The 26,362-nt window shown below is 42.2% G+C and carries 27 protein-coding genes, 1 tRNA gene and 1 pseudogene; 5 read left to right on the top strand and 24 right to left on the bottom strand.

The genetic code is table 11. The features are described from left to right. Window position 1 precedes the first annotated feature (1 nt). The 9 genes and pseudogenes from HMPREF9378_RS08205 to HMPREF9378_RS11840 all read right to left on the bottom strand — a co-directional run bounded on the left by HMPREF9378_RS08205 (window position 2) and on the right by HMPREF9378_RS11840 (window position 8,547). Window positions 2–655 (bottom strand): uracil-DNA glycosylase, encoded by a 654-nt coding sequence (locus HMPREF9378_RS08205; protein WP_002900283.1) that lies wholly within the window; start codon window positions 653–655, stop codon window positions 2–4. A gap of 35 nt (window positions 656–690) precedes the next feature. Continuing rightward, window positions 691–1,443, bottom strand: a complete 753-nt coding sequence (locus tag HMPREF9378_RS08210; protein WP_002900282.1) for a DUF4336 domain-containing protein — start codon at window positions 1,441–1,443, stop codon at window positions 691–693. Beyond that, a complete protein-coding gene (locus HMPREF9378_RS08215; protein WP_002913539.1) occupies window positions 1,440–2,978 on the bottom strand; it encodes a glycosyltransferase family 39 protein in 1,539 nt (512 codons plus the stop codon). Before HMPREF9378_RS08215 ends, HMPREF9378_RS08210 begins: the two co-directional genes overlap by 4 nt. Window positions 2,979–3,089: 111 nt before the next feature. Next, window positions 3,090–3,719, bottom strand: a complete 630-nt coding sequence (gene pyrE, locus HMPREF9378_RS08220) for an orotate phosphoribosyltransferase (protein WP_002900280.1) — start codon at window positions 3,717–3,719, stop codon at window positions 3,090–3,092. Window positions 3,720–3,798: 79 nt separating this feature from the next. After that, window positions 3,799–4,491 carry an orotidine-5'-phosphate decarboxylase gene (gene pyrF / locus HMPREF9378_RS08225; RefSeq protein ID WP_002900279.1) on the bottom strand — a complete coding sequence of 231 codons (693 nt, stop codon included), beginning with the start codon at window positions 4,489–4,491 and terminating at the stop codon, window positions 3,799–3,801. Window positions 4,492–4,739: 248 nt separating this feature from the next. Then, window positions 4,740–5,678 (bottom strand): dihydroorotate dehydrogenase, encoded by a 939-nt coding sequence (locus HMPREF9378_RS08230; RefSeq protein WP_002900278.1) that lies wholly within the window; start codon window positions 5,676–5,678, stop codon window positions 4,740–4,742. 11 nt (window positions 5,679–5,689) lie between these two features. After that, window positions 5,690–6,496: a dihydroorotate dehydrogenase electron transfer subunit gene (locus HMPREF9378_RS08235; protein ID WP_032909550.1), complete on the bottom strand. Its 807-nt coding sequence runs from the start codon at window positions 6,494–6,496 to the stop codon at window positions 5,690–5,692. A 207-nt stretch (window positions 6,497–6,703) separates the two neighbouring features. Continuing rightward, entirely contained in the window at window positions 6,704–7,660 is a 957-nt protein-coding gene (locus HMPREF9378_RS08240; protein WP_002900275.1) for a hypothetical protein, read from the bottom strand. Between the two features lie 40 nt (window positions 7,661–7,700). Next, a pseudogene (locus HMPREF9378_RS11840) lies at window positions 7,701–8,547 on the bottom strand (hypothetical protein). Between the two features lie 246 nt (window positions 8,548–8,793). On the opposite strand from HMPREF9378_RS11840, the gene HMPREF9378_RS08245 reads away from it, so the two are divergent. Next, a complete protein-coding gene (locus HMPREF9378_RS08245) occupies window positions 8,794–9,702 on the top strand; it encodes a LysR family transcriptional regulator (RefSeq protein ID WP_002897493.1) in 909 nt (302 codons plus the stop codon). A 42-nt stretch (window positions 9,703–9,744) separates the two neighbouring features. On the opposite strand, the gene HMPREF9378_RS08250 is transcribed toward HMPREF9378_RS08245, so the two are convergent. The 6 genes from HMPREF9378_RS08250 to rpiA all read right to left on the bottom strand — a co-directional run bounded on the left by HMPREF9378_RS08250 (window position 9,745) and on the right by rpiA (window position 14,986). Next, window positions 9,745–10,476, bottom strand: coding sequence for an NAD-dependent protein deacylase (locus HMPREF9378_RS08250; protein ID WP_002900272.1), 732 nt, complete (start codon window positions 10,474–10,476; stop codon window positions 9,745–9,747). Window positions 10,477–10,487: 11 nt separating this feature from the next. After that, a complete protein-coding gene (locus tag HMPREF9378_RS08255; RefSeq protein ID WP_002900271.1) occupies window positions 10,488–11,249 on the bottom strand; it encodes a hypothetical protein in 762 nt (253 codons plus the stop codon). After that, window positions 11,240–11,959 (bottom strand): purine-nucleoside phosphorylase, encoded by a 720-nt coding sequence (deoD, locus tag HMPREF9378_RS08260; protein ID WP_002900270.1) that lies wholly within the window; start codon window positions 11,957–11,959, stop codon window positions 11,240–11,242. The genes HMPREF9378_RS08255 and deoD overlap by 10 nt, the downstream gene beginning before the upstream one ends. 282 nt (window positions 11,960–12,241) lie before the next feature. Next, window positions 12,242–13,054 (bottom strand): purine-nucleoside phosphorylase, encoded by an 813-nt coding sequence (locus tag HMPREF9378_RS08265; RefSeq protein ID WP_002913536.1) that lies wholly within the window; start codon window positions 13,052–13,054, stop codon window positions 12,242–12,244. A 29-nt stretch (window positions 13,055–13,083) separates the two neighbouring features. Then, window positions 13,084–14,295 (bottom strand): phosphopentomutase, encoded by a 1,212-nt coding sequence (locus HMPREF9378_RS08270; protein ID WP_002913535.1) that lies wholly within the window; start codon window positions 14,293–14,295, stop codon window positions 13,084–13,086. A gap of 13 nt (window positions 14,296–14,308) precedes the next feature. Next, on the bottom strand, window positions 14,309–14,986 hold the full coding sequence (gene rpiA / locus HMPREF9378_RS08275) for a ribose-5-phosphate isomerase RpiA (protein WP_002913533.1): 678 nt from the start codon (window positions 14,984–14,986) through the stop codon (window positions 14,309–14,311). A gap of 177 nt (window positions 14,987–15,163) precedes the next feature. On the opposite strand from rpiA, the gene mnmE reads away from it, so the two are divergent. Beyond that, window positions 15,164–16,537, top strand: coding sequence for a tRNA uridine-5-carboxymethylaminomethyl(34) synthesis GTPase MnmE (mnmE, locus tag HMPREF9378_RS08280; protein WP_002913531.1), 1,374 nt, complete (start codon window positions 15,164–15,166; stop codon window positions 16,535–16,537). Between the two features lie 148 nt (window positions 16,538–16,685). Further along, on the top strand, window positions 16,686–17,213 hold the full coding sequence (locus HMPREF9378_RS08285; RefSeq protein WP_002900261.1) for a hypothetical protein: 528 nt from the start codon (window positions 16,686–16,688) through the stop codon (window positions 17,211–17,213). 144 nt (window positions 17,214–17,357) lie between these two features. Here HMPREF9378_RS08285 and HMPREF9378_RS08290 read toward each other — a convergent pair whose 3' ends face one another. The 8 genes from HMPREF9378_RS08290 to HMPREF9378_RS08325 form a co-directional block, all read right to left on the bottom strand. Continuing rightward, window positions 17,358–18,095, bottom strand: coding sequence for an alpha/beta hydrolase (locus HMPREF9378_RS08290; protein ID WP_002900260.1), 738 nt, complete (start codon window positions 18,093–18,095; stop codon window positions 17,358–17,360). Window positions 18,096–18,124: 29 nt separating this feature from the next. Next, a tRNA-Arg gene (locus tag HMPREF9378_RS08295) sits at window positions 18,125–18,196 on the bottom strand. A gap of 40 nt (window positions 18,197–18,236) precedes the next feature. Next, a complete protein-coding gene (rplS, locus tag HMPREF9378_RS08300) occupies window positions 18,237–18,584 on the bottom strand; it encodes a 50S ribosomal protein L19 (RefSeq protein ID WP_002900259.1) in 348 nt (115 codons plus the stop codon). A 118-nt stretch (window positions 18,585–18,702) separates the two neighbouring features. Continuing rightward, window positions 18,703–19,029 carry a fluoride efflux transporter CrcB gene (crcB, locus tag HMPREF9378_RS08305; RefSeq protein WP_002913529.1) on the bottom strand — a complete coding sequence of 109 codons (327 nt, stop codon included), beginning with the start codon at window positions 19,027–19,029 and terminating at the stop codon, window positions 18,703–18,705. Further along, window positions 19,026–19,400, bottom strand: coding sequence for a fluoride efflux transporter CrcB (gene crcB, locus HMPREF9378_RS08310; protein WP_002913528.1), 375 nt, complete (start codon window positions 19,398–19,400; stop codon window positions 19,026–19,028). Before crcB (HMPREF9378_RS08310) ends, crcB (HMPREF9378_RS08305) begins: the two co-directional genes overlap by 4 nt. Further along, entirely contained in the window at window positions 19,400–19,663 is a 264-nt protein-coding gene (locus HMPREF9378_RS08315; protein ID WP_002913526.1) for a chorismate mutase, read from the bottom strand. Before HMPREF9378_RS08315 ends, crcB (HMPREF9378_RS08310) begins: the two co-directional genes overlap by 1 nt. A gap of 545 nt (window positions 19,664–20,208) precedes the next feature. Next, complete coding sequence (gene sufB, locus HMPREF9378_RS08320; RefSeq protein ID WP_002900254.1) at window positions 20,209–21,591, bottom strand: Fe-S cluster assembly protein SufB; 1,383 nt, start codon at window positions 21,589–21,591, stop codon at window positions 20,209–20,211. A 124-nt stretch (window positions 21,592–21,715) separates the two neighbouring features. Then, window positions 21,716–22,156 (bottom strand): flavodoxin, encoded by a 441-nt coding sequence (locus tag HMPREF9378_RS08325; protein ID WP_002913524.1) that lies wholly within the window; start codon window positions 22,154–22,156, stop codon window positions 21,716–21,718. A 105-nt stretch (window positions 22,157–22,261) separates the two neighbouring features. Here HMPREF9378_RS08325 and HMPREF9378_RS08330 point away from each other — a divergent pair, with 105 nt between their 5' ends. Both HMPREF9378_RS08330 and HMPREF9378_RS08335 read left to right on the top strand, forming a co-directional pair. Further along, a complete protein-coding gene (locus tag HMPREF9378_RS08330) occupies window positions 22,262–23,197 on the top strand; it encodes a DHH family phosphoesterase (RefSeq protein WP_002900252.1) in 936 nt (311 codons plus the stop codon). 107 nt (window positions 23,198–23,304) lie between these two features. After that, window positions 23,305–23,547 carry a type B 50S ribosomal protein L31 gene (locus HMPREF9378_RS08335; protein WP_002895374.1) on the top strand — a complete coding sequence of 81 codons (243 nt, stop codon included), beginning with the start codon at window positions 23,305–23,307 and terminating at the stop codon, window positions 23,545–23,547. A gap of 208 nt (window positions 23,548–23,755) precedes the next feature. Here HMPREF9378_RS08335 and HMPREF9378_RS08340 read toward each other — a convergent pair whose 3' ends face one another. Continuing rightward, entirely contained in the window at window positions 23,756–25,693 is a 1,938-nt protein-coding gene (locus HMPREF9378_RS08340; protein ID WP_080557338.1) for a cell wall protein, read from the bottom strand. Window positions 25,694–26,362 lie beyond the last annotated feature (669 nt).

Genomic DNA, 26,362 nt, shown 5'->3' with positions numbered 1-26,362 from the left:
CCTAAGCTAACCAATCAATAGGTTCCAAGCCCTTAGCCACTAAGAAATCATTGGTACGTGAAAAAGGTTTGCTGCCAAAGAAACCACGGTAAGCTGACAGCGGACTTGGGTGAGCTGACTCGATAATCAAATGTTGGGAATTACTAATCAAGGCTTTTTTCTTACGGGCGTAAGAACCCCATAGGATAAAGACAACTGGATCGCTCTTCTCATTAACTACCTTGATAATAGCATCTGTAAAAGGCTCCCAGATTAAGCCGGCATGCGCATTAGCCTGGCCAGCAGGCACTGTCAGACCAGCATTGAGCAAGAGAACCCCTTGCTTAGCCCATGAAGTCAAATCATGCGACTCCTTCACTCCGATATCGTCTGCCAGTTCTTTAAGAATATTCTGCAAAGAAGGCGGAGCTGGAATGTCATCAGGTACCGAAAAACTCAAGCCCTGTGCCTGTCTAGGTCCGTGGTAGGGGTCCTGCCCCAAAATAACCACCTTAACATCTGCTAAATCTGTCGTCTGAATCGCATTAAATACCTTTTCCCGAGGTGGGTAAATGGTCCCTGAAGCATACACTTCGTCTAAAAAATGATTGATTTTTGCAAAATAACCTTCCGGCAGCTGCTCCTTAATCAAAGCGTGCCAAGCTGAATGTTGCATATATGTCTCCTCTCATTTCCTTCGATAAAATTCTCTCACCTTATCCACCTAAGTGCTCTTCTGAGTTCTGCTGTGCCATTTTCCAGAAAAAAAGAACCATGGGCTAGGATGATTTTTTCTGGTTGCCAAGCCAACATCTGCTTCAAACACTCTCTGGCTTCTTTTTGATGACCAATAAAGGTCATACGGTAGTCAATAGGCGTCTGGCCGTCCGGAGCTGCAACACGAACCAATTTATAAACCTTGCTGCGAAGCGAACTCGGAAAACGGTCTGTTTCAAAATTCTCAATCAAATCTGTCAAAATCAAAGTTTGACTGTCCTTGTGAAAAAAGACAACTTCCTCAATATAAGGACTTCCCTTGAAAACCAACTGATCTATCTGGCCTGCCCAAGCTTCAGGAGCCTCATTCGTCAGCTTTTCATCAAAAGAGACTGGAATTTTCTGCTTGGCCGCTCTCTCCTCAACTCCTGGGCTAGACCAAGCAATTGCCTCCGGATAGCGCTTCTTCCAGTCAGCTATATAGGCATAGTGAATCTTATTAGGTGAAACGAGGTGTGCGACTGGTCCCAAAGCGTCCAACTGGTCAAACAAGGCTTGATTTGGCTGAATTGGTGAATGGCACCAGAGCTGGCCATTTGCTAACTTGATGACAGTCATGCGGGTAGAAAAAGGCAATTTTGTCAGCACCGCATCCATCTCAATCAAATCACCGTCGACAATCCAGATATTCTCAGCAATGGGCTTCAAGCTATAAAGCGGTTCATAGATAGGAACAGGTCTTTTCATTTCAAAGATTCCTTCTTTCTAGTCCAAAAGCGAAACTTCCTTAGGGCTTGTGGGTACTGAGATAAGCCCACAGCAGACAGAATCAGTATCTGTGGCAAAAACTGAATCAGGTATCTCGTCTTTCCTCCCTCGAAAATCTGCAAAAAGAGCAGGCCGCCAAAAACAGCTAAGGTTAGAAAATTCAGCTCATCACTGGAGCGATATTTCCAAAGAGCAAAGACAAGTCCTGCTGCCATGACAATCCAAACCACCTGCTTGGACAATGAGAAATAGACAAATTCTGACTTGTCAGTGTTCAGGAAGAAGTCACGGACAAACTGAGTAAAAGGATTATTCTTCGTATCTTGGTAAAAAGGCGATATATAAGGCGTCTTTTCATTTTCGACACTGCGGTAGAGCCAGCCCAAATCTCCTTCTGCCACAGTCAGAGACTGCTTATGGAAGAGATGATGAGCTAAAGTCAAAGGATTATATCCACTTAAGCGCCGCTTGATTTCCTTGATTACATATTCCTTGGCAAACATGCCATTGTTATAGTCATACTGCTTATCGGGCTCAATATACTGCAAGAGCCCTTCTTTCATATCTTCCTGATTGTGGCCATTGAAGGTCAGACCTAGATTGATAAAGAGCAGGGGACCCTTTGCTAGTCCCTCTCCTTTCATAATTGGCACCTCTGTCTGATGCTTGGACCAGTAATGCAGCGGAGCATAGCTAATCGCAAAACTGCAAGCAAAAACGACTAGTGTCAGAAAGAACTTCTTCCAATTCTTTTTGAAAAAGAGGACTCCGAAGACAGCTATCAGTAGAATCATTACTGTCGGTCTAAAGAAGAAAGCCAGACTAGTCATTAGCCCAAGCAATATACTGCGCCAAACCAGCTGTCGGCTTGATTCCTCTCCTTTCAGCAATCCCAGAACTAGGAAAATCTGCAGACTGATGAAAGGAAGGGGGGGAATATCGGTATACATTGAAAAGAAATAAGGAGAAAAGCCCAGTAAAAGCACATAAAGACTAAAGACAGCATCTGCAGCCTTTTGGGAAAAATACTTTTGGCAGCCCTTGTAGAGAATCAAGGCCGTTACGTTAGTATAAACAATATTCAAGGCTTGCATGACCCATAGACCAGATCCCCCAAATACATTAAAGAAAAAACGCTCGTATAGAAAGAGAGAGACATTGTTAGGGTTGCGGGTCAGATAGCTGGAAATAGAGCTTTCTTTCAGAGTTTTGAAAGCTCCTGTAAAGACAACTGCTGCATCCCGCCTAATCAAAAGCTCTGCTGAAAAGAGCATTATCAGCTGAAAAATAAAGGCAGCTAGCATAACAAGAAGTTTATGCTTCATCAGCCAATGATAAGTTTTTCCTAGCAAATTCCGATAGCGATAGGCCAGATAAGCCAAGCCAGCAAAGGCAAACAAAGCCAAAATATTCAGCTCTGCAACATGCCAGATGGCAATCAGAAACCAGTGAACAGCCGTAATCAGCATAACTTTCTGTAATATCGAAAAGGATAGATGATAAATCTTAGACATAGCTCTATTATACCAAACACCAAGACTTTAAGCCATTTTTAAAGGCAATACAAGGACGTTTTACAGAAAAATGACCTGAATAAGAGTCAGATCATTTTATTTGTATTCGGTCTAAGCCTGCCAATTTTCTTGGTCGTGCTTAAATTTCTCAAGCAAGGCCAAGCCCTCAGGACTGACATAACCTTCTGCTTCAGCCAGAGTGATTAGCTCAGTGTAGTTAGAAAGGGTCACCAATTTCACACCCGCTTCATTAAAGTTCTTTTCTGCTTTTGGTAGCTCATAGGTAAAGATAGCTGCTGCGCCAATCACATCTGCACCTTCACGTTTAGCGGCAGCAATCGCATCCAAGACCGAACCGCCAGTTGAGATTAAATCCTCAATGACAACCATCTTCTGCCCAGGTGCTACGCGACCTTCGATTTGATTGCCCGCTCCGTGATCTTTTGGTTTGCTGCGAATATAGGCAAATGGCAGGTTCATCTTATCTGCGATAATGGCTCCGTGAGGAATGCCCGCTGTCGCAGTTCCGGCAATGACTTCTACATCTGGAAATTCCGCCCGAATCTTTTCTACAAAACCATCCTCGATCAAGGTCCGAGTTTCTGGATAAGCCAAGGTCACTCGGTTATCCGTATATATAGGTGACTTGATGCCCGACGCCCATGTAAAAGGCTCTTCCGGCTTCAAATACACAGCTTTGATTTTCAATAAATCACGCGCAATCTCTTTTGCTAAAGTCATTTTTTGCTCCTTATAAATTTGAATGTTTATGATGCTGTTAATTTTGTATATCGATTTAAATCGTATCTCTTGTTCTTACTTAGCTATTCCACTGCTTCTTAATCTCGTGGTAGGCATCCCAAGGATTTTCAGCTTGGATAATCGGACGGCCGACTACAATATAATCACTGCCGATTTGATGAGCTTCCTGCGGTGTCATGACCCGTTTTTGGTCGCCAATTTCTGATCCAGCTGGCCGAATACCCGGCGTCACACAGAGGAAATCATCCGCAGTTGCCGCCTTAATCAGTTCCACTTCTTGAGCTGAGCAAACTACGCCATCCAGACCGGCTTCTTTGGCCTTCCGAGCGTAGTTGACAACAGACTCCTGAACCGTAGTCTGGATATTTTGGCAATTACGCATATCTTCCTCGCTGGTCGAGGTCAGCTGAGTCACAGCAACCAACTTAGCCTTATCTCCCAAAACCTTCTTGGCTTCGCTCATCATCTCCACACCACCTGCTGCATGGACCGTCACCATGTCGATGCCAAATGTACCTAAGACAGACATGGCTGAGCGCACAGTATTGGGAATGTCGTGCAGTTTCAGATCCAAGAAAATGCTGTGTCCAAGACCTTTCAGATAATGAACGATTTCAGGACCGATGGCATAGAAGAATTCCATGCCGATTTTGACATAGAGTTTTTCATCTTCCGGAAAATGCTCCAAGAAATCTTTGACATCGTCAAAAGATGGAAAATCGAGGGCGATAATTGGCCGTTCTTCACGCATGAGGGGAGAATCTCCTTTTTAATTTTTATCTTTAAAGAAGCCCATTGGGTATTTATATCTCAAAACCAACCTTCACGTTAGGTTCAGAGATATAGAAAAAACCTTGCCCGAGAGCAAGGTTACACGAAAATGTGGCAGTATCTGCCATTCAAACGTATGTACCTTAGTAGCCTCTCTGGACTTCTTTAAAGGTTATATTTAGTTCATTCTATAATTTCACAGCAGGATTGTCAAGTAAAAATATAACTTTAAAGAAAATTCTCTCGAACTTCTTTTCGTAAAGTTTCAAGACTCTCGATGCCGTATTTATCCATAAGATCAGGCAGGTTCTCAATGATGGTCGGGCAGGCATATGGATCCGTAAAATTGGCAGTTCCAACTCCAATAGCTGAAGCGCCCGCTATAAACATCTCCAGAGCAGCCTCCGCCGAATCAACTCCCCCCATACCAATGATGGGAAGTTTGCTTGCTTGCGCCACTTGACGGATTAGCTTGAGAGCTACCGGAAAGACAGCCGGACCTGACATACCTCCAGTGCCATTAGCGATAATAGGCTTGCGCGACTTTAAGTCAAACCGCATACCTACTAAGGTGTTAATCATGGTAAAACCAGCAGCACCAGCGTCTTCAACAGCCTTAGCTACCTGAGTGATGTCTGCTACGCTCGGAGTCAATTTGACATAGACTGGTACAGCAGAAGTCTCTACTGCTGCTTTGGTTGCTCCGTAAGCCAACTCTGGAACTTGACCAATCAAAAGGCCAGCATTTCCATGGTCAACATTAGGGCAGGAGATATTGAGCTCGATAGCCTTGACATTGGTAGCTAAAGAAATTTTTCCAGCCACTGTGGCATATTCTTGATTGGAAAAGCCCGCTACATTAGCGATGATTGGAAGGTCGGGATAATGTTTTTCCAACCAGGGCAGTTTTTCAGCTAGAACAACCTCAACACCTGGATTTTGAAGGCCAATGGCATTGAGCATACCAGCTGGCGTTTCTGCCACCCGCGGAGTGGGATTGCCAAAGCGGGGGTTCAAAGTCGTAGCCTTTATCATGATAGAACCCAGTAAGTCCAAGTCATAGTATTTGGCATATTCTTGACCAAAGCCAAAGCAGCCAGATGCTGGAATAATAGGATTTTTTAGGTCCAAGCCTGGCAAGGAAACTTTTAAACGTTTGTCACTCATTCTTTCCCCTCCTAGACAATAATCGTGCCCGTCTCAAAGACCGGACCGTCTTCACAAACGCGCTTATTGACTGACTCGTCCTGACCTGCCACATGAACGACGCAGGCATAGCAAGCGCCCATACCACAAGCCATACGAGACTCCATGGAGAGATAAGCATGCGGATGGTCCTGAAACTTACGATCAACATACTGGAGCATGGCTGGCGCTCCACAGGAATAGACAGCCGCATAGTCTTGAGTCATCTCATCTACCACAGCTGATACATAGCCCTTGCGACCATAGGAACCATTATCCGTCGTGACAATGACATCAGCGTATTTTTTCATTTCTGATTCCAAAATGACAGCAGCTTTATCAGCAAATCCCAATACAGCCGTCACCTGAGCACCCTTGGCATGCAATTCTTTAGCAACCTCAAGCAGAGGTGGAACACCAATCCCACCACCGATAATCAAAGCGTGGTCACCTGCCCTCACAGGACTTAAATCAAAGCCATTTCCCTGAGGCCCCATAACATCAAGAAACGAGCCGAGTGGCAGTTGAGAAAAAATAGCCGTCCCACCGCCTTCTATCCGATAAATGATGCGACAAGTCAGATTGTCACGATCAATTTCTGCGATTGAGATAGGCCGACGCAAAAGCTTGCTGTCATCTGGTACCCGAATATGTAAAAACTGCCCAGCTTGCATCTGGCTGACCATTTGCCCCTTTAGGAGCATAGAAAAAATATTAGGTGCAATTTCTACTTGCTCCAGTAGCTCCATCTGCTCCAGCATAATCTTGCCAAATCTCCTTTTGCAACTATCACTAACCATAACAACCTCACTTTCTACAAGAAAAAACCTCGCCGCAGCAAGGTTTCGCAAAAAACAAGGCAGCCAATTGCCTCTTATAGTGTTTTTTACCTTGCAGCCTCACTGGACTTGATTAAAGGTTAAATTGTAAACATTATATCGTTAGAGATAAGGATTGTCAAGCCATAAAAAATATTAGAATTTTAAGATCTCCGACCTACCACAGCTTTACCAGTCCTTGTCAAATTCACTCTTTGCATCCGCAAGACGAAAGCTGCCATCCTCCTGCCTCTTGAAAATCAAAGACACCCTATCCAATTTTCGTTCAGATTCAGAACGACGAGCAATCAAATAATTCGCTTGCAGTGATAAGGGACTATAATCTGTATCATTTCCGGAAATATTAGTATATGAAGGTAGGCCAAATCGATCAACAATTTCTTGATAAGTCATTCCTCCTTTGCCATGATTTCTATCACCTACTATCAATGTATCCATATCTTCTGGCTTCCAATTAAAAACAAATTCATCTTTGGTAGCTGAAAGATAATTACTGTCATTTAAAAACATTGCCATTTTATTTGTCAAATAGTACTTCTCCCCATTAGAATCAAGAGAAGTAAAACTTAAACTTATCTCCTGAGGATGTCCCGACGAACCATATCTCGGAACATCTACAATTCTTGTCTTATAAGTCAGAATCAATCCGTTGTCGATAAAACTTACGCCTGAACCCTTACCATATTTCGCAACAACTTCTTCTAAAGTTGGATTAGAACTCAACTCTCCAGGTTTTCCCATTTTTAGTTCTACAAAATTATCTAATGTCCAGTTAAAAGAAAACTTTTTTTGTACTATCTCAACAATTTTCATCCTAAGTTCATCCTGTTTTCTGTACATTTCTGATTCATCATCTTGCTGAGTAGTAGAGCTTTCTCTACTAACTGACGAAACTGTCTTATTATATTTGTACTTAAGGTTAGCTTTAGGAATCTTTTGAGAAAAATAATAGACCCCAAAGAACAAAGCAAATAACATGCTCAAACAAAGAAGAATAAAGGTCGAATTAATCGATTTTTTCTCCTCCTGTATGGCCATCATGGTAAGTTCTTCTCTTTTTATCTTTTGTTGTTTATAAAGTTCTTTTTTTATATCTCTAAATGAATTGGCATCGTGTTTTTTCATGCTATTCTTTCTCAAGTTAGTCTTCTCCTTTTTATTTAGTTTACTGGCTTTGTTTAGAAACTAAACGCCACGATCCATCTTCTTGCTTATAAAATTCTAAATTAACAGTTTTCAATTCATCTGGAAATCTCCATCCCCTTGGATTGTTATAAGTAGTCTGCATCTTAAGTTGATTGTCCTCTCCCAAAATCGTCTGATACAGCGGCAAACCAACATTTGAAACAATCTCATCATACACCGTACCTTTGTCAGTACCTTCTCTAGCACCAATAACAAGACTATCTATATATTCTTGTGTCCATAAAAAGTTTCTATTAGGATTTTGATCCACCTTAATTTCATCACTTGCAAGGTTAGAATGGTACTTGGAAATGAGCTTATAGACACCATCAAATTCAGCAAAGGTTAAAGAAACATAACCAAGAGCACCATCCTTCTCTTTCCAAAAAAGACGAATATGCTTTTGAATTTCATTATTTGATGAAAAATCAATCCACGAACCAGCTTCAACAGGTCTTCCAAATTCTCTTAAAACATCTTCCAAGGCCGCTCCGCCTTTAGCTTTGTCCATGGGTAGAGAAACTGCCTTGTCAACCGTCCAAAGAAAGGAACCACTTTTTTCTGGAGGAACTGTAAGACTTTCAGCGAATTTTTTTTACTTCAGTCTTCTTATCCTCTAATTTTTTTGATGGTGAAATAATCTGACTTGACTGGCTCACCGGTTGCTTAGATTTAGTCTTTTGCGATATAGAAAGCATCAAAAAAACTGCTCCAACGATAGAAAAGCCAATAATGGCTAATAGAACGAATGGTAAGAACTTAGACTTAGATGTCTCCTTCTCTAACTCAAGAGCAATATCTTCAAAAGAATCTTCTTTTCTCTTCATAACTACTCCTTTTACACTCTAAAAATCATCATATCACGAATAACTTGAAATTGCAAAACCTGTTTCATTATAAAAGACTTGATAAAATCGCTCTATAATTCCGATAAGAATAAACTTTAAAAATGTCACTATATCCAATAGAATTTCTTTTACCATCTGTCCATTTTAATAAATTCAATCATAAAACCTTACTAGCTTTCATTGATTTATTGGGAAAAAATCCCCAGTTTGTGATAAAATAGTCCTATGAGAATTCAACAGTTACACTATATTATCAAAATCGTCGAGACTGGCAGCATGAACGAAGCTGCCAAGCAGCTTTTCATTACCCAGCCTAGCCTATCTAACGCTGTACGGGATTTGGAAAATGAAATGGGTATCGAGATTTTCATTCGCAATCCCAAAGGAATTACCTTGACCAAGGACGGCATGGAGTTTCTTTCTTATGCCCGGCAGGTTGTTGAGCAGACGCAACTTCTAGAGGAGCGATACAAAAACCCTGTCGCCCACCGCGAGCTTTTCAGCGTGTCTGCTCAGCACTATGCTTTTGTAGTCAACGCTTTTGTCTCCCTGCTTAAAAAAAGCGATATGGAGAAATACGAGCTCTTTCTGCGGGAAACTCGGACTTGGGAAATTATTGACGACGTAAAAAACTTCCGCAGCGAAATTGGCGTCCTCTTTCTCAATAGCTACAACCGCGATGTCCTATCCAAGATGCTGGATGACAATCACTTGATTGCCACTCATCTCTTCACAGCGCAGCCCCATATCTTTGTCAGCAAGTCCAATCCGCTGGCCAAGAAAAAGCTGGTTCAATTATCTGACTTAGAAAACTTCCCCTACCTCAGCTACGACCAAGGAACTCACAACTCCTTCTACTTTTCCGAGGAAATTCTCTCTCAGGAGCACCATAAAAAATCTATCGTCGTCAGCGACCGCGCGACCCTCTTTAATCTTTTGATTGGTTTGGACGGCTACACAATTGCAACCGGTATCCTCAACAGCAACCTCAACGGAGATAATATCGTGTCAATCCCACTGGACATTGATGATCCGATTGAGCTGGTCTACATCCAACACGAAAAAGCTAGCCTATCCAAAATGGGAGAACGCTTCATTGAGTATCTGATTGAAGAAGTGAAGTTTGATAAATAAACTGCAAAAAAACACCCGAAAAAGCTTTTTCAGGTGTTTTCGCTATTGTTTCAACTTCCCCATCACTTCCCCTATCTTACCCTCAATGACTAGATCTGCCTGGCTGTCTTGAGGGATGCTGGTCTTGTTGATGACAACCAAATGCTTACCTGCAAAATACTGGATGAGGCTGGCTGCGGGATAGACGACTAAGGAAGTCCCGCCGATTATCAGCAGGTCTGCTTGATGGATAGCTTGAGCTGCCTGCTGGAAAACTTCCATATCTAGCGGTTCTTCATAGAGAGTCACATCTGGTTTGACAATGCCACCACAGTCAAGACAGTGAGGAACGGTACCCTTCAAAGCTAGAAAACCGGCCAAATCATAGAATCGCTGACAATTCAGACAGTAATTTCTATCCGCACTGCCATGAAGCTTGAGAACCTTTTTCGAACCGGCCATTTCATGCAAGCTATCGATATTTTGAGTCACCACAGCCTTGAGCTTGCTCGTCTTCTCCAAGTCTGCCAAGTAGACATGAGCCGCATTGGGCTTAGCATCCGGATAAAGCAGATACTTCTTGTAAAAGTCAAAAAACTCCTGCGGATAGCGCTCAAACATCGTGTGAGAAACCAGCTGCTCTGCTGTAAAATGCCGACCCAGCTCGACGCTGTATATCCCATCTGAGCTGCGGAAGTCTGGAATATTGGACTCAGTCGAAACCCCCGCTCCACCAAAAAAGACGATATTCTGGCTTTGGTCTATCAATTCTTGCAGCCTTGCAATCTTATCCATCCTGCTACTCCTTATAAGAGACTTTCTATGACCACATTTGCTCGGTCGAAGTAAAAAGGCTCCCTCTGAAAAACTATGCCTGTCTCCTGCGCCAAATCAACCAGAAGCGCCATAAAATGCTGAGATGAGAAACCTGTCGTCCGGTGCAATTCTTCCTCATCGAAAGGCTTGATAAGATGAGCCAGTGGATTGCGGACTGATTTTTCTAACTCTCTTAGCTGCTGTGCTGATTCTTTGACAGATTCGGGTAAATTCAACTGCAAAATCAGCTCCGTCAAACTAGAAGAATTGACCGTGCTTTCTGCATGAAAATTTTGTAGGTCAGGATTATCTGAATGTCGCATCTTTTCAAACTTCCATCGGTCGTAACTAGCCCCTCGAGAATTATGAATATAGCTGTCAATATCTGGTATTTGCATGCGAATCAGCCGCATAAAAATCCGATAAATAGCCGGACTGACTGCTCGGATAAAGTCAATCAGCTGCTCATTTCTCAGCTTGGCTTCCAGATCATAAAGGTAATTGACCAGCTGCTCATCCGCTTCATTTTCATGGCAAAAAAGCTGAAAATCAGCTAGGTCAGACCTAGTGATTTCCAACTTTAGATTCATGATAGATTGGATGTTGAGCTCTCTTCGCTCCGCTAAAGCCTCAAGAAGAAGGACCAAGTCAGACTGGACACTGCTTCCTGCTCGCTCAGCCAGTTTATGGGCATAAGCATAGTCATAGCGGGAAATAGCAAAGAGAATAGCTTCTTTGACATCTACTTGCATGCTTCTGCAATCAAGGTTTCCAAACCAACCTTCATCATATCGGTGAAGGTATTTTGGCGTTCTTCAGCTGTCGTGTCCTCTTCAGGATTGACCAAGCTGTCAGAAATAGTCATAATTGCCAGAGCATCTACATGGTGTTGAGCTGCCAAGTAGTAAAGAGCAGCCGCTTCCATTTCAACAGCTTTAACTCCCCATTTACCAAGCTCAATATTCTTTTCAAAGTAGTTTGAGTAAAAGACATCAGACGACAAGACATTCCCAACATGGGTTGTCATACCAAGACCTTTGGCGATATGGTAGGCCTTATCTAACAAATCAAAGCTAGCGATTTGCGGAAAATCATACTGTGGCCAGTCATTACGAATAATGTTGGAATTGGTTGCAGCTGCCTGCGCCAGTACTAATTCACGGACATGGACATCAGCATTCAGCGAGCCAGCAGTTCCCACACGAATCAGCTTTTTCACACCGTAGTCAACAATCAACTCACGCGCATAGATAGAGATTGATGGCATCCCCATCCCAGTTCCCATAACTGAAACACATTGTCCTTTATAAGTACCAGTGTAACCGAACATATTGCGGACTTCATTGAAGCAAACAGCATCCTCAAGGAAATTTTCCGCAATAAACTTAGCCCGAAGCGGATCCCCCGGAAGAAGGATTTTATCAGCAATCTCGCCTTGTTTAGCAGCAATATGAATAGACATAATATAAGATACTAAGGGCTTAAAAGAGGCAAAGCAAAAATAGGAAACGAACGAAGATGCGACTGCATCTAGGTAGATTTATCTTTTTTGCACCGCCTCTAGCCCGAGTTCAATTCAAACTCAGATGCCCTTCCTTTCTGTGTTTATTTGAAAGATAGTTTTTCGCTCGTGTTCAAATCTGAACACACTCTAGCTTTCTTTAGTTTAATGATTTTATCAGCTAGATAGAAAGGCTGTTCCGGGTTTAATTACCAACCCAGACACTCCGCCTTTCAACATTTTTTACAATTCAGCAAGTGTTTCTTTAAGAAGTCGTTTAAAATCACCCTTGACACGCTCTGTTACCTCAACCACTTCCTCATGATTAAGCTCTTCTTGGAACCCAGCAGCAAAATTTGTAATGCATGAAATTCCAAGGACTTTCAAACCAGAATGTGCTGCTACAATCACTTCAGGAACAGTAGACATGCCGACTGCATCTGCACCCAAACTCTTGTAAGCACGAATTTCAGCAGGTGTTTCATAAGTTGGTCCAGTTACACCGATATAAACACCCTCATCCAGCTTGATGTCGAGCTTATCAGCAACTTTATGAGCGACGGCACGGTATTCTGGAGTGTAAGATTTAGACATATCAGGGAAACGCGGACCAAATTCATCCAAGTTTTCACCGATCAAAGGATTTTGACCAGTCATATTGATGTGGTCAGTGATGGCCATAAGCGTACCGGGGCCATAGCCGATACCACCAGCTGCATTTGTCACAATAACACCTGTCGCACCAAGAGCCTTCATCACACGCACTGGGAAGGTAACGATTTCTAAAGGATTTCCTTCATAGAAATGGAAACGGCCTTGCAGTGCCAAGACTTTACGTCCTGCCAAGTCTCCATAGACTAATTTACCAGCGTGGCCAACAACAGTTGAGCGGCCCCAGTTTGGAATATCCGCATAGTCAAGACTAACAGCATTTTCGATTTCTTCAGCCAATTCTCCCAAACCAGATCCCAAAATCAGACCAAATTCAGGCTCTGTCATCCCTTTTTCCTTTAAGAAGGCTGCTGTTGCTTTGATTTTTTCTGATAAGCTTGTCATAAAACATTTTCCTCACTCTCTTATAATGCTTATACCAATTTGTCCAAGAAGCTTTCACCAATCATCGCCTTGTCCACTCCGAAGTTTTCAGCAACGGTAGCTGAGATATCTGCAAAGTGTCCGACAGGAATATGACCATGACCGCTCAGCGATTTTCCGAAGACCAAGAGCGGAATGTACTCACGAGTGTGGTCGGTTCCAGCATAGGTTGGGTCATTACCATGGTCAGCAGTAATCATGAGCAGATCATCTTCACGCATATTTTCAATGATTTCCGGGATACGAGCATCAAACTCTTCCAAGCAGTCACGGTAGCCATGTGGATTACGGCGGTGACCATAAAGAGCATCAAAGTCTACCAAGTTGGTAAATGAGAAACCTTCTTTGAAGTTTTCGTCTTTCAGGGCTTTGACCAAAGTATCTACACCATGATTGTTAGACTTATTGTGTCCCATGTCATGGTTGATTCCAGCGCCATTGAAGATGTCATTTATCTTACCAACAGAATAAGTATCAATTCCAGCTTCATTGAGCTTATCAAGTACAGTTGGATTAAACGGAGAAACTGCATAGTCGTGACGGTTGGCTGTACGAGTGAAGTTGCCTGGCTCACCTACATAAGGACGAGCGATGATACGTCCCAGAAGCGCAGGCCGTTCCATGGTAATAGAGCGGGCGAACTCACAGATGCGATAGAGCTCTTCCAAAGGAATCACTTCTTCGTGTGCTGCAATTTGCAATACTGGGTCAGCAGAGGTGTAGATAATCAGCTCGCCTGTTTCCATCTGACGAGGGCCGAAGTCATCAATAACTGCTGTACCAGAGTATGGCTTGTTAGCCTCACGAATGACCTTGCGACCAGAAAACTCTTCAATCTGAGTCAGGATTTCTTCTGGGAAGCCATTCCAGAAAGTATCAAAAGGCTCAGTAATATTGAGACCCATAATTTCCCAGTGTCCTGTCATCGTGTCTTTTCCAAGAGATACTTCTTCCAGCTTGGTATAGTAGCCGCTAGGATTTTCTTCTTGAGGAACTGTCTTCAAAGGAGCAGGACGCTCGATATTTCCCAGGCCGATCTTAGCCATATTTGGTACATTCAGTCCTACCGTTTTGGAAATATGTCCCAGAGTATCTGAAGCACCATCTGGTACCCCTGCATTGACAAAATTATTAGCATCTGGTGCAGCACCGATACCAACTGAGTCCATGACTACCAAGTGAATACGATTAAATTTTGGCATAAAATACCTCTTTCTATTTATTGGCCTCTAAAACTTGAAGACCCGATTTTCCAGCAACAATGACCTTGTCTACCATTTGATTGAACAGTCCATGCTCCACTACGCCCACTACATGATCTAGTTCTTGCGCAAACTCGACTGGATTTTCAATCACACCTAAATCTAAGTCGATAATGAAATTCTGCATGTCCGTAACAAAACGCTGACCGTCCTTCTGACGAAAGGCTGGGTTATAGCCCGCACGTTCAAAGCGACGAAAGAGCTGCTCAGCACCGTACTGAACAACTTCTACTGGTAGCTTGAAGGCACCTAGCTTCTCTACCATCTTGCTTTCATCGACTACCCAGATATAGTGCTTGGTAGGAACCGCCACGACTTTCTCCATGAGAAGTGCGCCGCCACCGCCCTTGATACCGTTAAAAGCTGAATCAACCTCATCAGCACCATCAACAGTGACATCCACCTGATCCACATCGTCGATAGACTTGAGCGGAATGCCTAGCCCTTCAGCCTGTTTGCTAGTGACACTGGAAGTCGTAACAGCTGTAATCTGCAGTCCTTCTTCCTTGATACGCCGACCAATCTCTTCGACAAAATAATAAGCAGTCGAACCCGTCCCGAGACCAACTATCATCCCGCTTTGGACAAATTCAGCAGCCTTGATTCCTGCCAGTTTCTTTAGATTTTCCATAGCACCTCCTCGAATCACACTACTTTTATTATATCATGATTCTCACTAACATGAAAGTGTTTTCTTTGCCAGACTTAAATTGCATTCCTTCCGCTTGATAATCGAAAGCCTTGCTCCTCCTTAATTTTTGCGTTACAATTAGGGTAATTGATTTTAAAACACAAGGAAAAATACAGTATGATTACCAGAGAATTTGATACAATCGCTGCGATTTCTACGCCTCTTGGCGAAGGGGCTATCGGAATCGTTAGACTGAGCGGGACTGACAGCTTTGCTATTGCCCAAAAAATCTTCAAAGGGAAAAATCTAAGCGAAGTAGAAAGCCACACGCTCAACTACGGCCATATCGTTGACCCTCAAAATCAGGAAATTCTAGACGAGGTCATGCTTGGTGCTATGCGCTCTCCCAAGACCTTCACGCGCGAGGATATTATCGAGATTAACACTCACGGTGGGATTGCGGTTACTAATGAAATCCTGCAGCTTGCTATCCGCGAGGGCGCTAGAATGGCTGAGCCTGGTGAGTTTACCAAGCGGGCCTTTCTCAATGGGCGCGTAGATTTGACTCAGGCCGAGGCCGTTATGGACATCATCCGCGCCAAGACCGATAAAGCCATGAACAATGCTGTCAAGCAGCTGGATGGCTCCCTCTCCAACCTTATCAACAATACCCGTCAGGAACTCCTCAACACACTGGCTCAGGTCGAAGTCAATATTGACTATCCCGAGTACGACGACGTGGAAGAGATGACGACCCAGCTTATGCGAGAAAAAACAGCTGAGTTCGAGGCTCTGCTGAGCAATCTTCTCGATACTGCACGACGAGGAAAAATTTTACGTGAAGGTATTTCCACTGCTATCATCGGACGGCCTAATGTTGGCAAGTCCAGCCTGCTCAACAATCTCCTGCGCGAGGACAAGGCCATTGTGACTGATATCGAGGGAACGACTCGTGATGTGATCGAGGAGTATGTCAATATCAAGGGCGTGCCGCTCAAGCTCATCGATACCGCAGGCATTCGGGAAACCGACGACCTTGTAGAACAGATTGGAGTTGAGCGCTCTAAAAAAGCCCTGCAGGAAGCCGACTTGGTCCTCTTAGTTCTCAATGCCAGCGAGCCTCTGACAGACCAAGACAGACAATTGCTGGAAATCAGCCAAGACAGTAATCGCATCGTCCTGCTTAACAAGACTGACCTTGAAGAGAAGATTGAGCTGGACCAGCTGCCAACTGATGCTATCAAGATTTCCGTCCTCCACAATCAAAATATTGATAAAATTGAAGAACGCATCAATCAGCTCTTCTTTGAAAATGCTGGCATCGTCGAGCAAGACGCTACCTACCTGTCCAACGCTCGCCATATCTCCTTGATTGAAAAGGCCCTAGAAAGCCTGCAAGCCGTCAACCAAGGCTTGGAAATGGGTATGCCGGTTGACCTTCTCCAAGTCGATATGACCCGCACTTGGGAAATCCTCGGCGAAATCACTGGTGACGCCGCACCAGACGAACTCATCACCCAACTCTTCAGCCAATTTTGCTTGGGGAAATAGAGAAACAATAAATACCTGTCATTTCCAAACTTACACTTGAACTACTGTCCCTAGTTCCATCAAGTTCCATTGCACTCTAATTAAAACTATTGCTAAAATCTTCAAATTCATATAAAATAATTCTATCATATCAAAAAGGAGATTCTCCATGAAAAAAACCTATCAAGTATTCTTACTTGCAGCTAGTCTATTAAGTTTGGCCGCTTGTGCCCAATCTCAATCAAAGAAGCCACCTCAATCAAGTGATAAGGCTAAAACTTCCAAAAAATCATCCTCTAGCAGTAAGGTCAGTTCTAAATCATCTAGTAAATCTGATAGCTCTTCGTCATCCAGTTCATCTTCTGACTCCAGCAGCATTCCAAGCACTAACAGTAGCTCAAGCTCTACTATAGTAGATGGCAAGGAAGTTTCTATTACTTCCGAAGGTGCTTTTATCACTTTTCCTGAAATCGGAAAGGTTGTAAAGAAAGATGATGGCTATCTATTCGCTTCGCAAGGCCTTTGGGTAATGATTAGAACTGATGGACAATATATGTCTATCACATCAGAAGGTAGAAATATCAATAGCATTGATGTTGATCCTGGTCCAGTTAATGACGTCTATGCAAAATTTGGAGTTTCTGGAACTGCTGATATTGACGCGATTATAGAAAAAGCCAAATCATCAAACAACTAGAGTAAAAATAAAGCATACCTAACCAACTTTGCTTTGGGAAATAGAGAACAAGAGACCTAAAATTTAGGTCTCTTTTCGAATGCAATATTTTAATTCTTCAAAGTCATTAATTATGGCTTTAAATCAAGAAGAGTATTCCAACCCTCAATCTAAAACAGACCTTACCATCTTAGCCAGCCCCAAAGGATTGTCTACATAAATATTGTGGCCACAATCTTCAACTTCAATTAACTGAACATAATCAGGTAATTCTTTCAAAGCCTGATCTTTCCAATTCGGAGCAACTTCAGTTGCTTTAGGAATAAATAAATTAATTTGGCGGTCACCGAGATTGGTCAAATGTCCGTAAATACACCTCCGAAGCCTGAGCAAGTTCGTCACTACTTGCTCTGACACCCCCAACTTCCAGACCTGATCTTTTTCATCAAATATAAAATTTTCTTTGACTGCCTTAGCATAGTTTTGTGACCAATGCTTGGCTTCCTTTCTTTCTGAAGAAATAGCTTCATCTATGCTAACGTAGCTGGTGTTTTCTAAATAAAGTTTTGCATCTGTAATTTCCTCTTCTAAACTGCAGATTTTTTCTAAATCTAAGAAACCACCATCCAGCAGAATTAATTTCTTAACAGAAGGAAAGACAGAAGCTAGATAGACCGCGAAATCAGCACCTAGAGAATGTGCAATCAGAGTCATTTCTTGAGTCAAATCAACTTGCAGAGCAAACCACTCTTCCAAATCTGCTTCTTGGCGAATTTCTCGACAATATAAATCCAGATATACAATAGGGAGCTCTAGAGCTGTTAAAAAGTCTTGTGGGTAATAAACATTGCATCCCAGACCGCCAATAAAGTAATAAGCCATCTCTTTTCCTCCTGAGAGCATTGAAAAAAGCCTTAGACAGGCTTTTAGAATGTCCCCTGCTGGAATCGAACCAGCAACTACTCCTTAGGAGGGAGTTGTTATATCCATTGAACTAAGGGGACTTAGAGAAAAACTCTGCCCAACGACAGAGTCTTTCTAAGATTAACGGCGAATTTCTTTAATACGCGCTGCCTTACCTTGCAATGCACGAAGGTAGTACAATTTAGCACGACGGACTTTACCGTAACGAACGACTTCAATCTTGTCAACACGTGGAGTGTGGATTGGGAAAGTACGTTCAACACCGATACCGTTAGAGATTTTACGAACGGTGTAAGTTTCTGAGATACCAGCACCTTTACGAGCGATAACCACACCTTCAAAGATCTGGATACGTTCGCGACTTCCTTCGACAACTTTCGCGTGAACGCGGACAGTGTCACCAGGACGGAATGCAGGGATGTCAGTACGAAGTTGACCTTCAGTCAAACTTTGGATTAATGGATTCATTTTTTCTACTCCTATCTTACTAATCTTAAGGTTCAAGACCGCAGCGGATTAGCCGTTTTTTGTGCTTCCATTAGGCACAAACTATATTATATCAAAATTTCTAAAAATGTAAAGATGTTTAAACGAAAATTCCTAAAAGAATCGCTAAAAATCCGAGGATATAAGTCAAACCCAAATAGAGAACAAATTTCTTTCGCTCCGAAAAGAGCTCTGCCAGCTCATCATTCAAGGTGGAAAAGGTCGTCAGGCCACCACAGAAGCCTGTTGCTAAAATGACATAAAGTTGCTTGTCTTCTATATGATTATAAAAATATCCAATGAGAAAAGCACCTAGAAGGTTTGCCGCCAAAGTCCCAATCGGAAGAGATGCTCTGCTATTGACCTTGGAGAAAACATAACGCACAAGAGCACCAGCGACACAGCAGATTAACATCGCCCACATCATGCCTTCACCTGCTTTCCAGCCCATAAGGCGATTGCAAGGCCACCACCTACACTTAAAACTAGATAGATAAGAAGCTCCGTATAACGCCCTGAATCTGCTAGTTTGATACTGTCTAGCAGAAGACCAGAAAAAGTCGTCAAACCTCCGCAAAAACCGGTCGAAAGCGCTAGAATTAGACGCTGGGACTTAACTTTACTGCTAAGATAGCCCTTGATAATATAGACCAACAAAAAAGTTCCCAAATAATTGACCAGTAAGGTAGCTAGCGGAAATGAGTCAGCAACAACTAATAAAAGAGCTATCTGATAACGCAGCCATCCGCCTACCATCGCAGATAAAGCCACAGCTATCGAATTCTGTACTTCTTTCATTAGATATTTTTATTCTGAAATTCACGCGAACGTTTTAAAATGTCAGAAAAGGTCGCAACAACAGTTTCCTTGTAGTCCTTATTTTCAACCTTATCCGCCACTCTGGCAAAAATCACATCTTCTCTCTTGCTATCCAAGACAGCTGTGCCTGTTAATTTCTTTAAAGCCACGACTTGGCCAACCAGATTCATGCGTTGCTCCAGCAGGGCAACGATTGCATCATCAACTTGATCAATTTCCTGTCTGATTTCTTCTAACGTCATCTACTTCCTCCTTATATTCTATCTATCATATCAAAAAATAGTAAAATTTTCTAGTTAAATTCTAAATAAAAAGGTCCAATGGACCATGATTAAAGGGGACTCGTAAGGGCGAGTTTTTATCTGCAACCTAAAACAGCTCCTATCTATAGATTAAAAAGGTTCCCCGAACCTTATTAAAGAGCACTCGCTTAACCGAGTGCTTAGCCACAACCTAAAAATACCCGTTAGGCTTGTCTCAGGGTAAACCGACTACCGTCGGTTCTTATCCGCAACCTAAAACAGTCCCTCGGACCTCAGATTAAAGGGAACTCGCAAAGGCGAGCCCCTATCTACAGATTAAAAAGGTTCCCCGAACCTTATTAAAGAGCACTCGCTTAACCGAGTGCTTAGCCACAACCTAAAAATACCCGTTAGGCTTGTCTCAGGGTAAACCGACTACCGTCGGTTCTCATCCGCAGATTAAAAAAGTCCACCGAACCTTGGATTAAGGAGAACTCGCAAAAGCGAGTTTTTATCCGCAGATTAAAAAGGTTCCCCGAACCTTTTTAACCAACTGAGCCTTCCATGCTCATATTGATGAGTTGGTTGAGTTCGACGGCGTATTCCATTGGAAGTTCTTTGGTAATGGGTTCCATAAATCCGTTGATAATCATAGCTGTGGCTTCTTCTTCGCTTATTCCTCGGCTCATTAGGTAGTAGAGCTGGTCCTCAGATACTTTGGAAACCTTGGCTTCATGCTCTAGCGCGACATTTGAATTATGGATTTCATTAAAAGGAATGGTATCAGAACTAGACTCACCATCCATCAGAATGGTATCACACTCGATATGAGATTTGGAGCCTGCACTATTCTTGCCAAAGCGAACCTGACCACGATAGTCTGTCTTACCACCATCCTTGGCCACTGATTTAGAAATTAAGGTACTGGAAGTCTTGGGCGCATTATGAAAGACCTTGCAGCCCGCGTCCAAGTGCTGGCCATAGTTGGCAAAGGACATAGAGAGGACAGAAGTCCTTGCGTTACGGCCGTTGAGAATACTGCAAGGATATTTCATGTTAACCTTGCTGCCTAAGTTACCATCAATCCACTCTAAGGTGCCACCCTCCTCAACAATCCCCCGCTCGGTTACGAGGTTATAGACATTGTCCGACCAGTTTTGAATGGTCGTGTAACGGAAAAAGGCATCCTTTTTGACAATGATTTCGACATTTGCCGCATGAAGACTATTGCTTGTGTAAGTCGGTGCTGTACAGCCCTCGATATACTGGATAGAACCGCCTTCCTCGATAATCATCAAAGAGCGCTCAAACTGGCCGGCATTTTCGCCATTGATTCGAAAATAGGTCTGAACAGGAACTTGGCACTGGACGTTCTTGGGCACATAGATAAAGGTTCCGCCAGACCAAACTGCACTATTAAGAGCAGAAAATTTATGCTCAGCATTTGAAATCACAGTACCAAAATACTGCTTGACCAAGTCCGGATATTCCTGGACAGCCGTATCCGTATCGGTGAAAATAATCCCCAGCTTGGCAAACTCTTCCTTCATATTATGATAAACCACCTCAGATTCATACTGTGCAACAGCTCCAGATAGGAACTGCTTCTCAGCTTCTGGAATTCCCAAGCGGTCAAAGGTTTTCTTAATCTCTTCTGGAACTTCATCCCAACTGCGAGCCCGATCTCCGCTTAGCTTCTGGTAGTAGATAACATCATCAAAGCGAATCCCTGACAAATCAGGGCCAAAGTCGGGCATGGGCAGTTTATGAAAGAGTTCCAAGGAGCGCAGACGATAGTCCAGCATCCACTGGGGCTCATTCTTGATTTCTGAGATTTCTCGAACAACTTCTTCTGACAGGCCTTTACCAGTCGAAAATAGCGGCTTGACATCATCATGAAAGCCAAAAGCATAGTCACGTTCTTTCATTGGAACTTCTCCTTTATCTGATGGATAGCGCTTACCTATATTATACTCCTAATCATGAGAATTGTCAGAAAATAACACTTTAGCAAAACAAAAACGGCCGCAGCCGTTTCATTTATCTATCACTTTAAACTTTATTAACCAAGCCTTCCGCAAAAGCTTCCAAGCGTGCAATATCATCATCTTCCGCAGATAGATCCACTTTAACGCTTTCTGCACCCTTCACTGCTCCTGTAGCAGCAAAAGCAGCATCAAAGTCATCGACAGCCTTGCAGAATTCATCATAGAAAGTATCGCCTGAACCGACCACCCCATAGACCTTGCCAGACAAATCCAAACTAGACAAGTCTTCGTAGAAGTCCATCATTTCATCAGGTAGCTCACCATCACCATAGGTATAGGTCGCTACAATCGCAATATCTGCTTCCAAGAAATCTTCTGCATCGACAGTGGTGCACTCGTCCACTTCAACTTCTACATCCAGTTCTCTTAGCTTATCCGCCACAATATCAGCAATTTCCTCGGTGTTTCCAGTCATGCTGGCAAATACAATTTTCGCTAAGGTCATATCTTCCTCCAAATTCTAATCTGCTCTCATTATATCATATCTTTTTTATTTTAAAAATAAAAACTCTTATGCTACAATGGGTAAAGAAAGTTGACGAGGTTATTTATGACTCTTTATCATGATATTTTAAGTAAGATCAAAGAATACGATACTATTATCATCCATCGCCATATGCGGCCAGATCCTGATGCTCTTGGCAGTCAGGTCGGACTGAAAAAGCTGCTTCAGTACCACTTCCCAGAAAAAACAATCAAAGCGACTGGCTACGATGAGCCCAATCTCATGTGGCTAGCACAAATGGACCAAGTCGCAGACGAAGATTACCAAGAGGCCTTAGTTATCGTCTGTGACACTGCTAATACAGCTCGCATTGACGACCAACGCTACACGACAGGCGATTTCCTCATCAAAATTGATCATCATCCTGATGATGAGGTTTACGGAGATATTTCTCTGGTAGATACAAGCTCTAGCAGTGCCAGTGAGATGATTGCTCTCTTTGCCTTTGAAAATAACTTAGACTTGAGCAAGGAAGCTGCTGAACTCCTCTATGCTGGTATCATCGGCGACACTGGCCGCTTCCTTTATCCTTCTACGAGCGCCCGCACATTCGAAGTAGCTGCCAAGCTGCGCCAGTACGATTTCGACTTATCAGCCTTGTCCCGCAAAATGGACTCTATCAGCCGCCAAGTCGCTAAACTGCAGGGCTACGTATATGAGCAGTTGGAAATAGATGAAAATGGAACTGCGCGGGTCATTCTGCCTCAGAAAGTTTTACAAGCCTATCAACTAACCGATGCTGATACAGCAGCCATCGTCGGGGCACCTGGACGAATCGAGGAAGTCGGTCTGTGGGCTATCTTTGTTGAGCAACCAGACGGGCACTATCGTGTCCGCATGCGCAGCAAGGTTATTCCTATCAACGGTATTGCTAAAAATCATCACGGCGGTGGACACCCCTTAGCCAGCGGAGCCAATGCATTTTCAAAGGCAGAAATAGAGCAAATCTACACCGAGATGAAAGAATTGGCAAAAAAGTAAGAAATTAGTCTAAAAGTCTTGTCAAATCAATCAGAATTTGATAAACTATCAAAGTAACTAATCTATGGCTCGCAAAGAGACCATGGCAGAAAGGAAATTTTTGTAAAATGAGAAAAGATATTCATCCAGAATACCGCCCAGTTGTCTTCATGGACACTTCTACCGGCTACCAGTTCCTTAGTGGTTCAACTAAGCGTTCAAACGAAACAGTTGAATTTGAAGGGGAAACTTACCCATTGATCCGTGTAGAAATTTCATCAGACTCACACCCATTCTACACTGGACGTCAAAAGTTCACTCAAGCAGATGGACGTGTGGATCGTTTCAACAAAAAATACGGTCTCAAATAATCATAAGCACCAATCGGTGCTTTTTTTGTACTCAAAATTTCTTTTCGCCTTTTTAAACTTTAAAATCTATCCACAACCGCTACTTTTGCTTCCTAGTTAATTCAACAAAAAAACTCCAAAAGTCAGACGATGAAAATCTAACTTTTGGAGTATGGTTTATATGCAACCAAAGATTAAGAACACAGATGTTTAAGAATAAAATTCCTTATTATTTATAGCTGTATGCCCAGTAGTAAACACCGTTTCCGTCTACAACTGTCGCTACTGCCCCTTCAGTTACGTTAGGATCAAGAAGCAATTCTCTCAGACCGCTGTTAGCCCATTTCTTAACGACAACAGATGGATCTTCATCACGACGTCCAACAAAGCCTGAGCTATCATATTGACGTGAGATTTCATTTACTTTTGGAAGTGCTTGATTTTGATAAATGTCTTCTGACCAAGTCAACTCTTTCAAGCCTTGAGCTTTACGCTCTTCATTGATTTTAGCGAAAGCTTCTTTAGCTTTTGAAACATAGTCATAGTTTGTATCGTTTGTTGCTTCAACACGGTAAACAAACTTAACATAACCAAATTCTACATCACTGTATTTCTTATCCTCAACACCACTCTTAAGGTTTGCAATCAAGACATAATCCTTAGCATATGGGTTTTCTTTGGTTTTTTCAAAGATTTCTGGATCTTCGATTTCCCATTCAACTTTGGCATCCCATCCTGCGTTATCAAGGAACTTAGGATTCATCTTTTCGATAACGTAGTTCTTGAACTCTTCAACGTTCTTGAATGGAAGCGGCTGACCAGCTTTAGCAGTTGTCACTAGGTTAGTTGAGTACAATTTCACGCTAGAGTCTTTATCACTGTACATGTATTCATCATCAGCAGTGTTTTCATGAAGTTTTGGATCAAGAGCTGGATCGTTTGGATCAGTCATACCTTGAAGTTTCCATTTGTCACCAAACCATTTCCAATATGGAGAGTATCCATTTGCTTCTGAGTCAGATGGTATACGGTAATAATGGGTTGAACCATCAAAGTAATAGTTAGGATCTGACTCGAGAGCCTTGTCACCTGGTTTTCCAGTTGGGTAGATGATTTTTGGAGCTCGTCCATTCGGTGCCCATGTCAAATGTTCAAGACCTTCTGCTGGTTTTTCAACATACGGCGGGATTTGATCTTCACTTGGTTTATCAGTTGTTACCAAACCAGGAGTCTCTGGTACATCAGGTCTTGTTGGAGTTTCTGGTTTTGGTTCTGCTGGTTGCTCTGGTTTCGGAGCAAATGGATTGAGGTCGCCTTCTGCACCGTTAATTGGAGGATTTTCTGGCAAATCAACACTTGGTACCTCTGGTTTTGGTTCTGCTGGTGTAGTAGGCTCATCTGGTTTATCAGTAGGAGCTGGCGTTGGTTGTTCTGGTTCCGCTGGAGTCGGAGTTGGAACTTCTGGTTTTGGTTCTTCCGGCTGGCTTGGAGTTGTTGGATTAGTTGAGTTATCAGCAGAATCCTTAACAAACACCCACTTACCATTTTGATAGTAGTAATAGTCGCCATTATCCAATACATAGTAATGATAACCATTTTCATAACGATAATGTGGATCGTTTTCCAGGTTGTTATTGGATGTGCTGTTATTGTTAGTATTTGTCAATGGCTTCCACTCACCATCACGATAGATACGGTAAGAACCATCTGTCATACGGTAGTAATGGTTACCATTCCAGTAAATATAATTCTCATCATTTGCCAGATTGTTGTAGTTATTCCAACCATTATATCCGTAGTTGTTGCTATAGTTATAATTCCAGTTGTTATAGCCTGGATAATAGTTATTATAACCATAGTCATAATTATAGCCATTGTAACCATAGTTATAGTTATTATAGCCATAATTGTAGTTATTGTAACCATAGTTATAATTGTTGTAACCATAGTTGTAGTTATTGTAACGGTAGTTGCGATTGTTACGGTAATTATAGTTGTTATAACCATAGCTATAATTGTTGTAACCACCATTCCAGTAATTATAACCTGGTTGATAGTAGTTATAGCCATAATCTTGAGCCTGAGCATTATTCGCAACAGCAATTGCTGGAATAATAGCCGCAGCCGCTACAACAGATCTTGATAAGAGTCTGAAACGATTGTTCATATTAATTAAACCTCCAAAGTGACCAACATCACTTTATTTTTTTGTGGGGGGAATTTATTTTTTGTGCACAACTTCATAAAAAAGAATTTCACGAAAATACTGTCAGCCGACAGTTGACTACTCCATCATTATCAAACGCAAAAAAACGAATCACTAGTTAGTGAATCCACCCGATTAAAGGTTGCACATAAATGTTTTTATAGCATTTGATTTAGAAAGAAAGAAGTCAATATGCTTGAAAATACTTTTTTATGCATATCTCACCCTCAAGACGAATTATAGCACAAGAAATTTTTGAATGCAAGCATTTTAGTTAACAAGGTGTAAATTATTTTTATGGGTAATTTTTTATAGTTCGTCTTTTTGTTTATTTTCCTGTTTTTTAGCTTTAAAAATCTATAAAATGTTCTTTTTAACGAACCAAAATAATAGAAAAATGTTTATAATTTGGTTTACATGGTGTAAATTATTTTTATTGTTTATTTATAAAAACTTCTCACCCTCTCATTTCGATTTTTTATTTAAGTTTATTTTAAGCTTATCTTAAGCCTTTTTTAAGCTTATCTTAAGTTTGTTTTAAGAATCAAAGAATCTGTTTATGCATTTCTTTATTATGGGTTTTTATTTACAGAAATGAATAAGCTTTAAAAAGTAGTAAAAAATACTAGA

It is taken from the genome of Streptococcus sanguinis SK1 = NCTC 7863 (assembly GCF_000194945.1).
GTDB lineage: Bacteria > Bacillota > Bacilli > Lactobacillales > Streptococcaceae > Streptococcus > Streptococcus sanguinis.
This window is presented reverse-complemented; position numbering and strand designations above follow the sequence as displayed.

Coding starts and splice junctions, on each gene's coding strand:
- HMPREF9378_RS08205 (WP_002900283.1), bottom strand. CDS start 655: ATGCAACATTCAGCTTGGCACGCTTTGATTAAGGAGCAGCTGCCGGAA.
- HMPREF9378_RS08210 (WP_002900282.1), bottom strand. CDS start 1,443: ATGAAAAGACCTGTTCCTATCTATGAACCGCTTTATAGCTTGAAGCCC.
- HMPREF9378_RS08215 (WP_002913539.1), bottom strand. CDS start 2,978: ATGTCTAAGATTTATCATCTATCCTTTTCGATATTACAGAAAGTTATG.
- pyrE (WP_002900280.1), bottom strand. CDS start 3,719: ATGACTTTAGCAAAAGAGATTGCGCGTGATTTATTGAAAATCAAAGCT.
- pyrF (WP_002900279.1), bottom strand. CDS start 4,491: ATGCGTGAAGAACGGCCAATTATCGCCCTCGATTTTCCATCTTTTGAC.
- HMPREF9378_RS08230 (WP_002900278.1), bottom strand. CDS start 5,678: ATGAGTGACAAACGTTTAAAAGTTTCCTTGCCAGGCTTGGACCTAAAA.
- HMPREF9378_RS08235 (WP_032909550.1), bottom strand. CDS start 6,496: ATGGTTAGTGATAGTTGCAAAAGGAGATTTGGCAAGATTATGCTGGAG.
- HMPREF9378_RS08240 (WP_002900275.1), bottom strand. CDS start 7,660: ATGAAAAAACACGATGCCAATTCATTTAGAGATATAAAAAAAGAACTT.
- HMPREF9378_RS08245 (WP_002897493.1), top strand. CDS start 8,794: ATGAGAATTCAACAGTTACACTATATTATCAAAATCGTCGAGACTGGC.
- HMPREF9378_RS08250 (WP_002900272.1), bottom strand. CDS start 10,476: ATGGATAAGATTGCAAGGCTGCAAGAATTGATAGACCAAAGCCAGAAT.
- HMPREF9378_RS08255 (WP_002900271.1), bottom strand. CDS start 11,249: ATGCAAGTAGATGTCAAAGAAGCTATTCTCTTTGCTATTTCCCGCTAT.
- deoD (WP_002900270.1), bottom strand. CDS start 11,959: ATGTCTATTCATATTGCTGCTAAACAAGGCGAGATTGCTGATAAAATC.
- HMPREF9378_RS08265 (WP_002913536.1), bottom strand. CDS start 13,054: ATGACAAGCTTATCAGAAAAAATCAAAGCAACAGCAGCCTTCTTAAAG.
- HMPREF9378_RS08270 (WP_002913535.1), bottom strand. CDS start 14,295: ATGCCAAAATTTAATCGTATTCACTTGGTAGTCATGGACTCAGTTGGT.
- rpiA (WP_002913533.1), bottom strand. CDS start 14,986: ATGGAAAATCTAAAGAAACTGGCAGGAATCAAGGCTGCTGAATTTGTC.
- mnmE (WP_002913531.1), top strand. CDS start 15,164: ATGATTACCAGAGAATTTGATACAATCGCTGCGATTTCTACGCCTCTT.
- HMPREF9378_RS08285 (WP_002900261.1), top strand. CDS start 16,686: ATGAAAAAAACCTATCAAGTATTCTTACTTGCAGCTAGTCTATTAAGT.
- HMPREF9378_RS08290 (WP_002900260.1), bottom strand. CDS start 18,095: ATGCTCTCAGGAGGAAAAGAGATGGCTTATTACTTTATTGGCGGTCTG.
- rplS (WP_002900259.1), bottom strand. CDS start 18,584: ATGAATCCATTAATCCAAAGTTTGACTGAAGGTCAACTTCGTACTGAC.
- crcB (WP_002913529.1), bottom strand. CDS start 19,029: ATGATGTGGGCGATGTTAATCTGCTGTGTCGCTGGTGCTCTTGTGCGT.
- crcB (WP_002913528.1), bottom strand. CDS start 19,400: ATGAAAGAAGTACAGAATTCGATAGCTGTGGCTTTATCTGCGATGGTA.
- HMPREF9378_RS08315 (WP_002913526.1), bottom strand. CDS start 19,663: ATGACGTTAGAAGAAATCAGACAGGAAATTGATCAAGTTGATGATGCA.
- sufB (WP_002900254.1), bottom strand. CDS start 21,591: ATGAAAGAACGTGACTATGCTTTTGGCTTTCATGATGATGTCAAGCCG.
- HMPREF9378_RS08325 (WP_002913524.1), bottom strand. CDS start 22,156: ATGACCTTAGCGAAAATTGTATTTGCCAGCATGACTGGAAACACCGAG.
- HMPREF9378_RS08330 (WP_002900252.1), top strand. CDS start 22,262: ATGACTCTTTATCATGATATTTTAAGTAAGATCAAAGAATACGATACT.
- HMPREF9378_RS08335 (WP_002895374.1), top strand. CDS start 23,305: ATGAGAAAAGATATTCATCCAGAATACCGCCCAGTTGTCTTCATGGAC.
- HMPREF9378_RS08340 (WP_080557338.1), bottom strand. CDS start 25,693: ATGAACAATCGTTTCAGACTCTTATCAAGATCTGTTGTAGCGGCTGCG.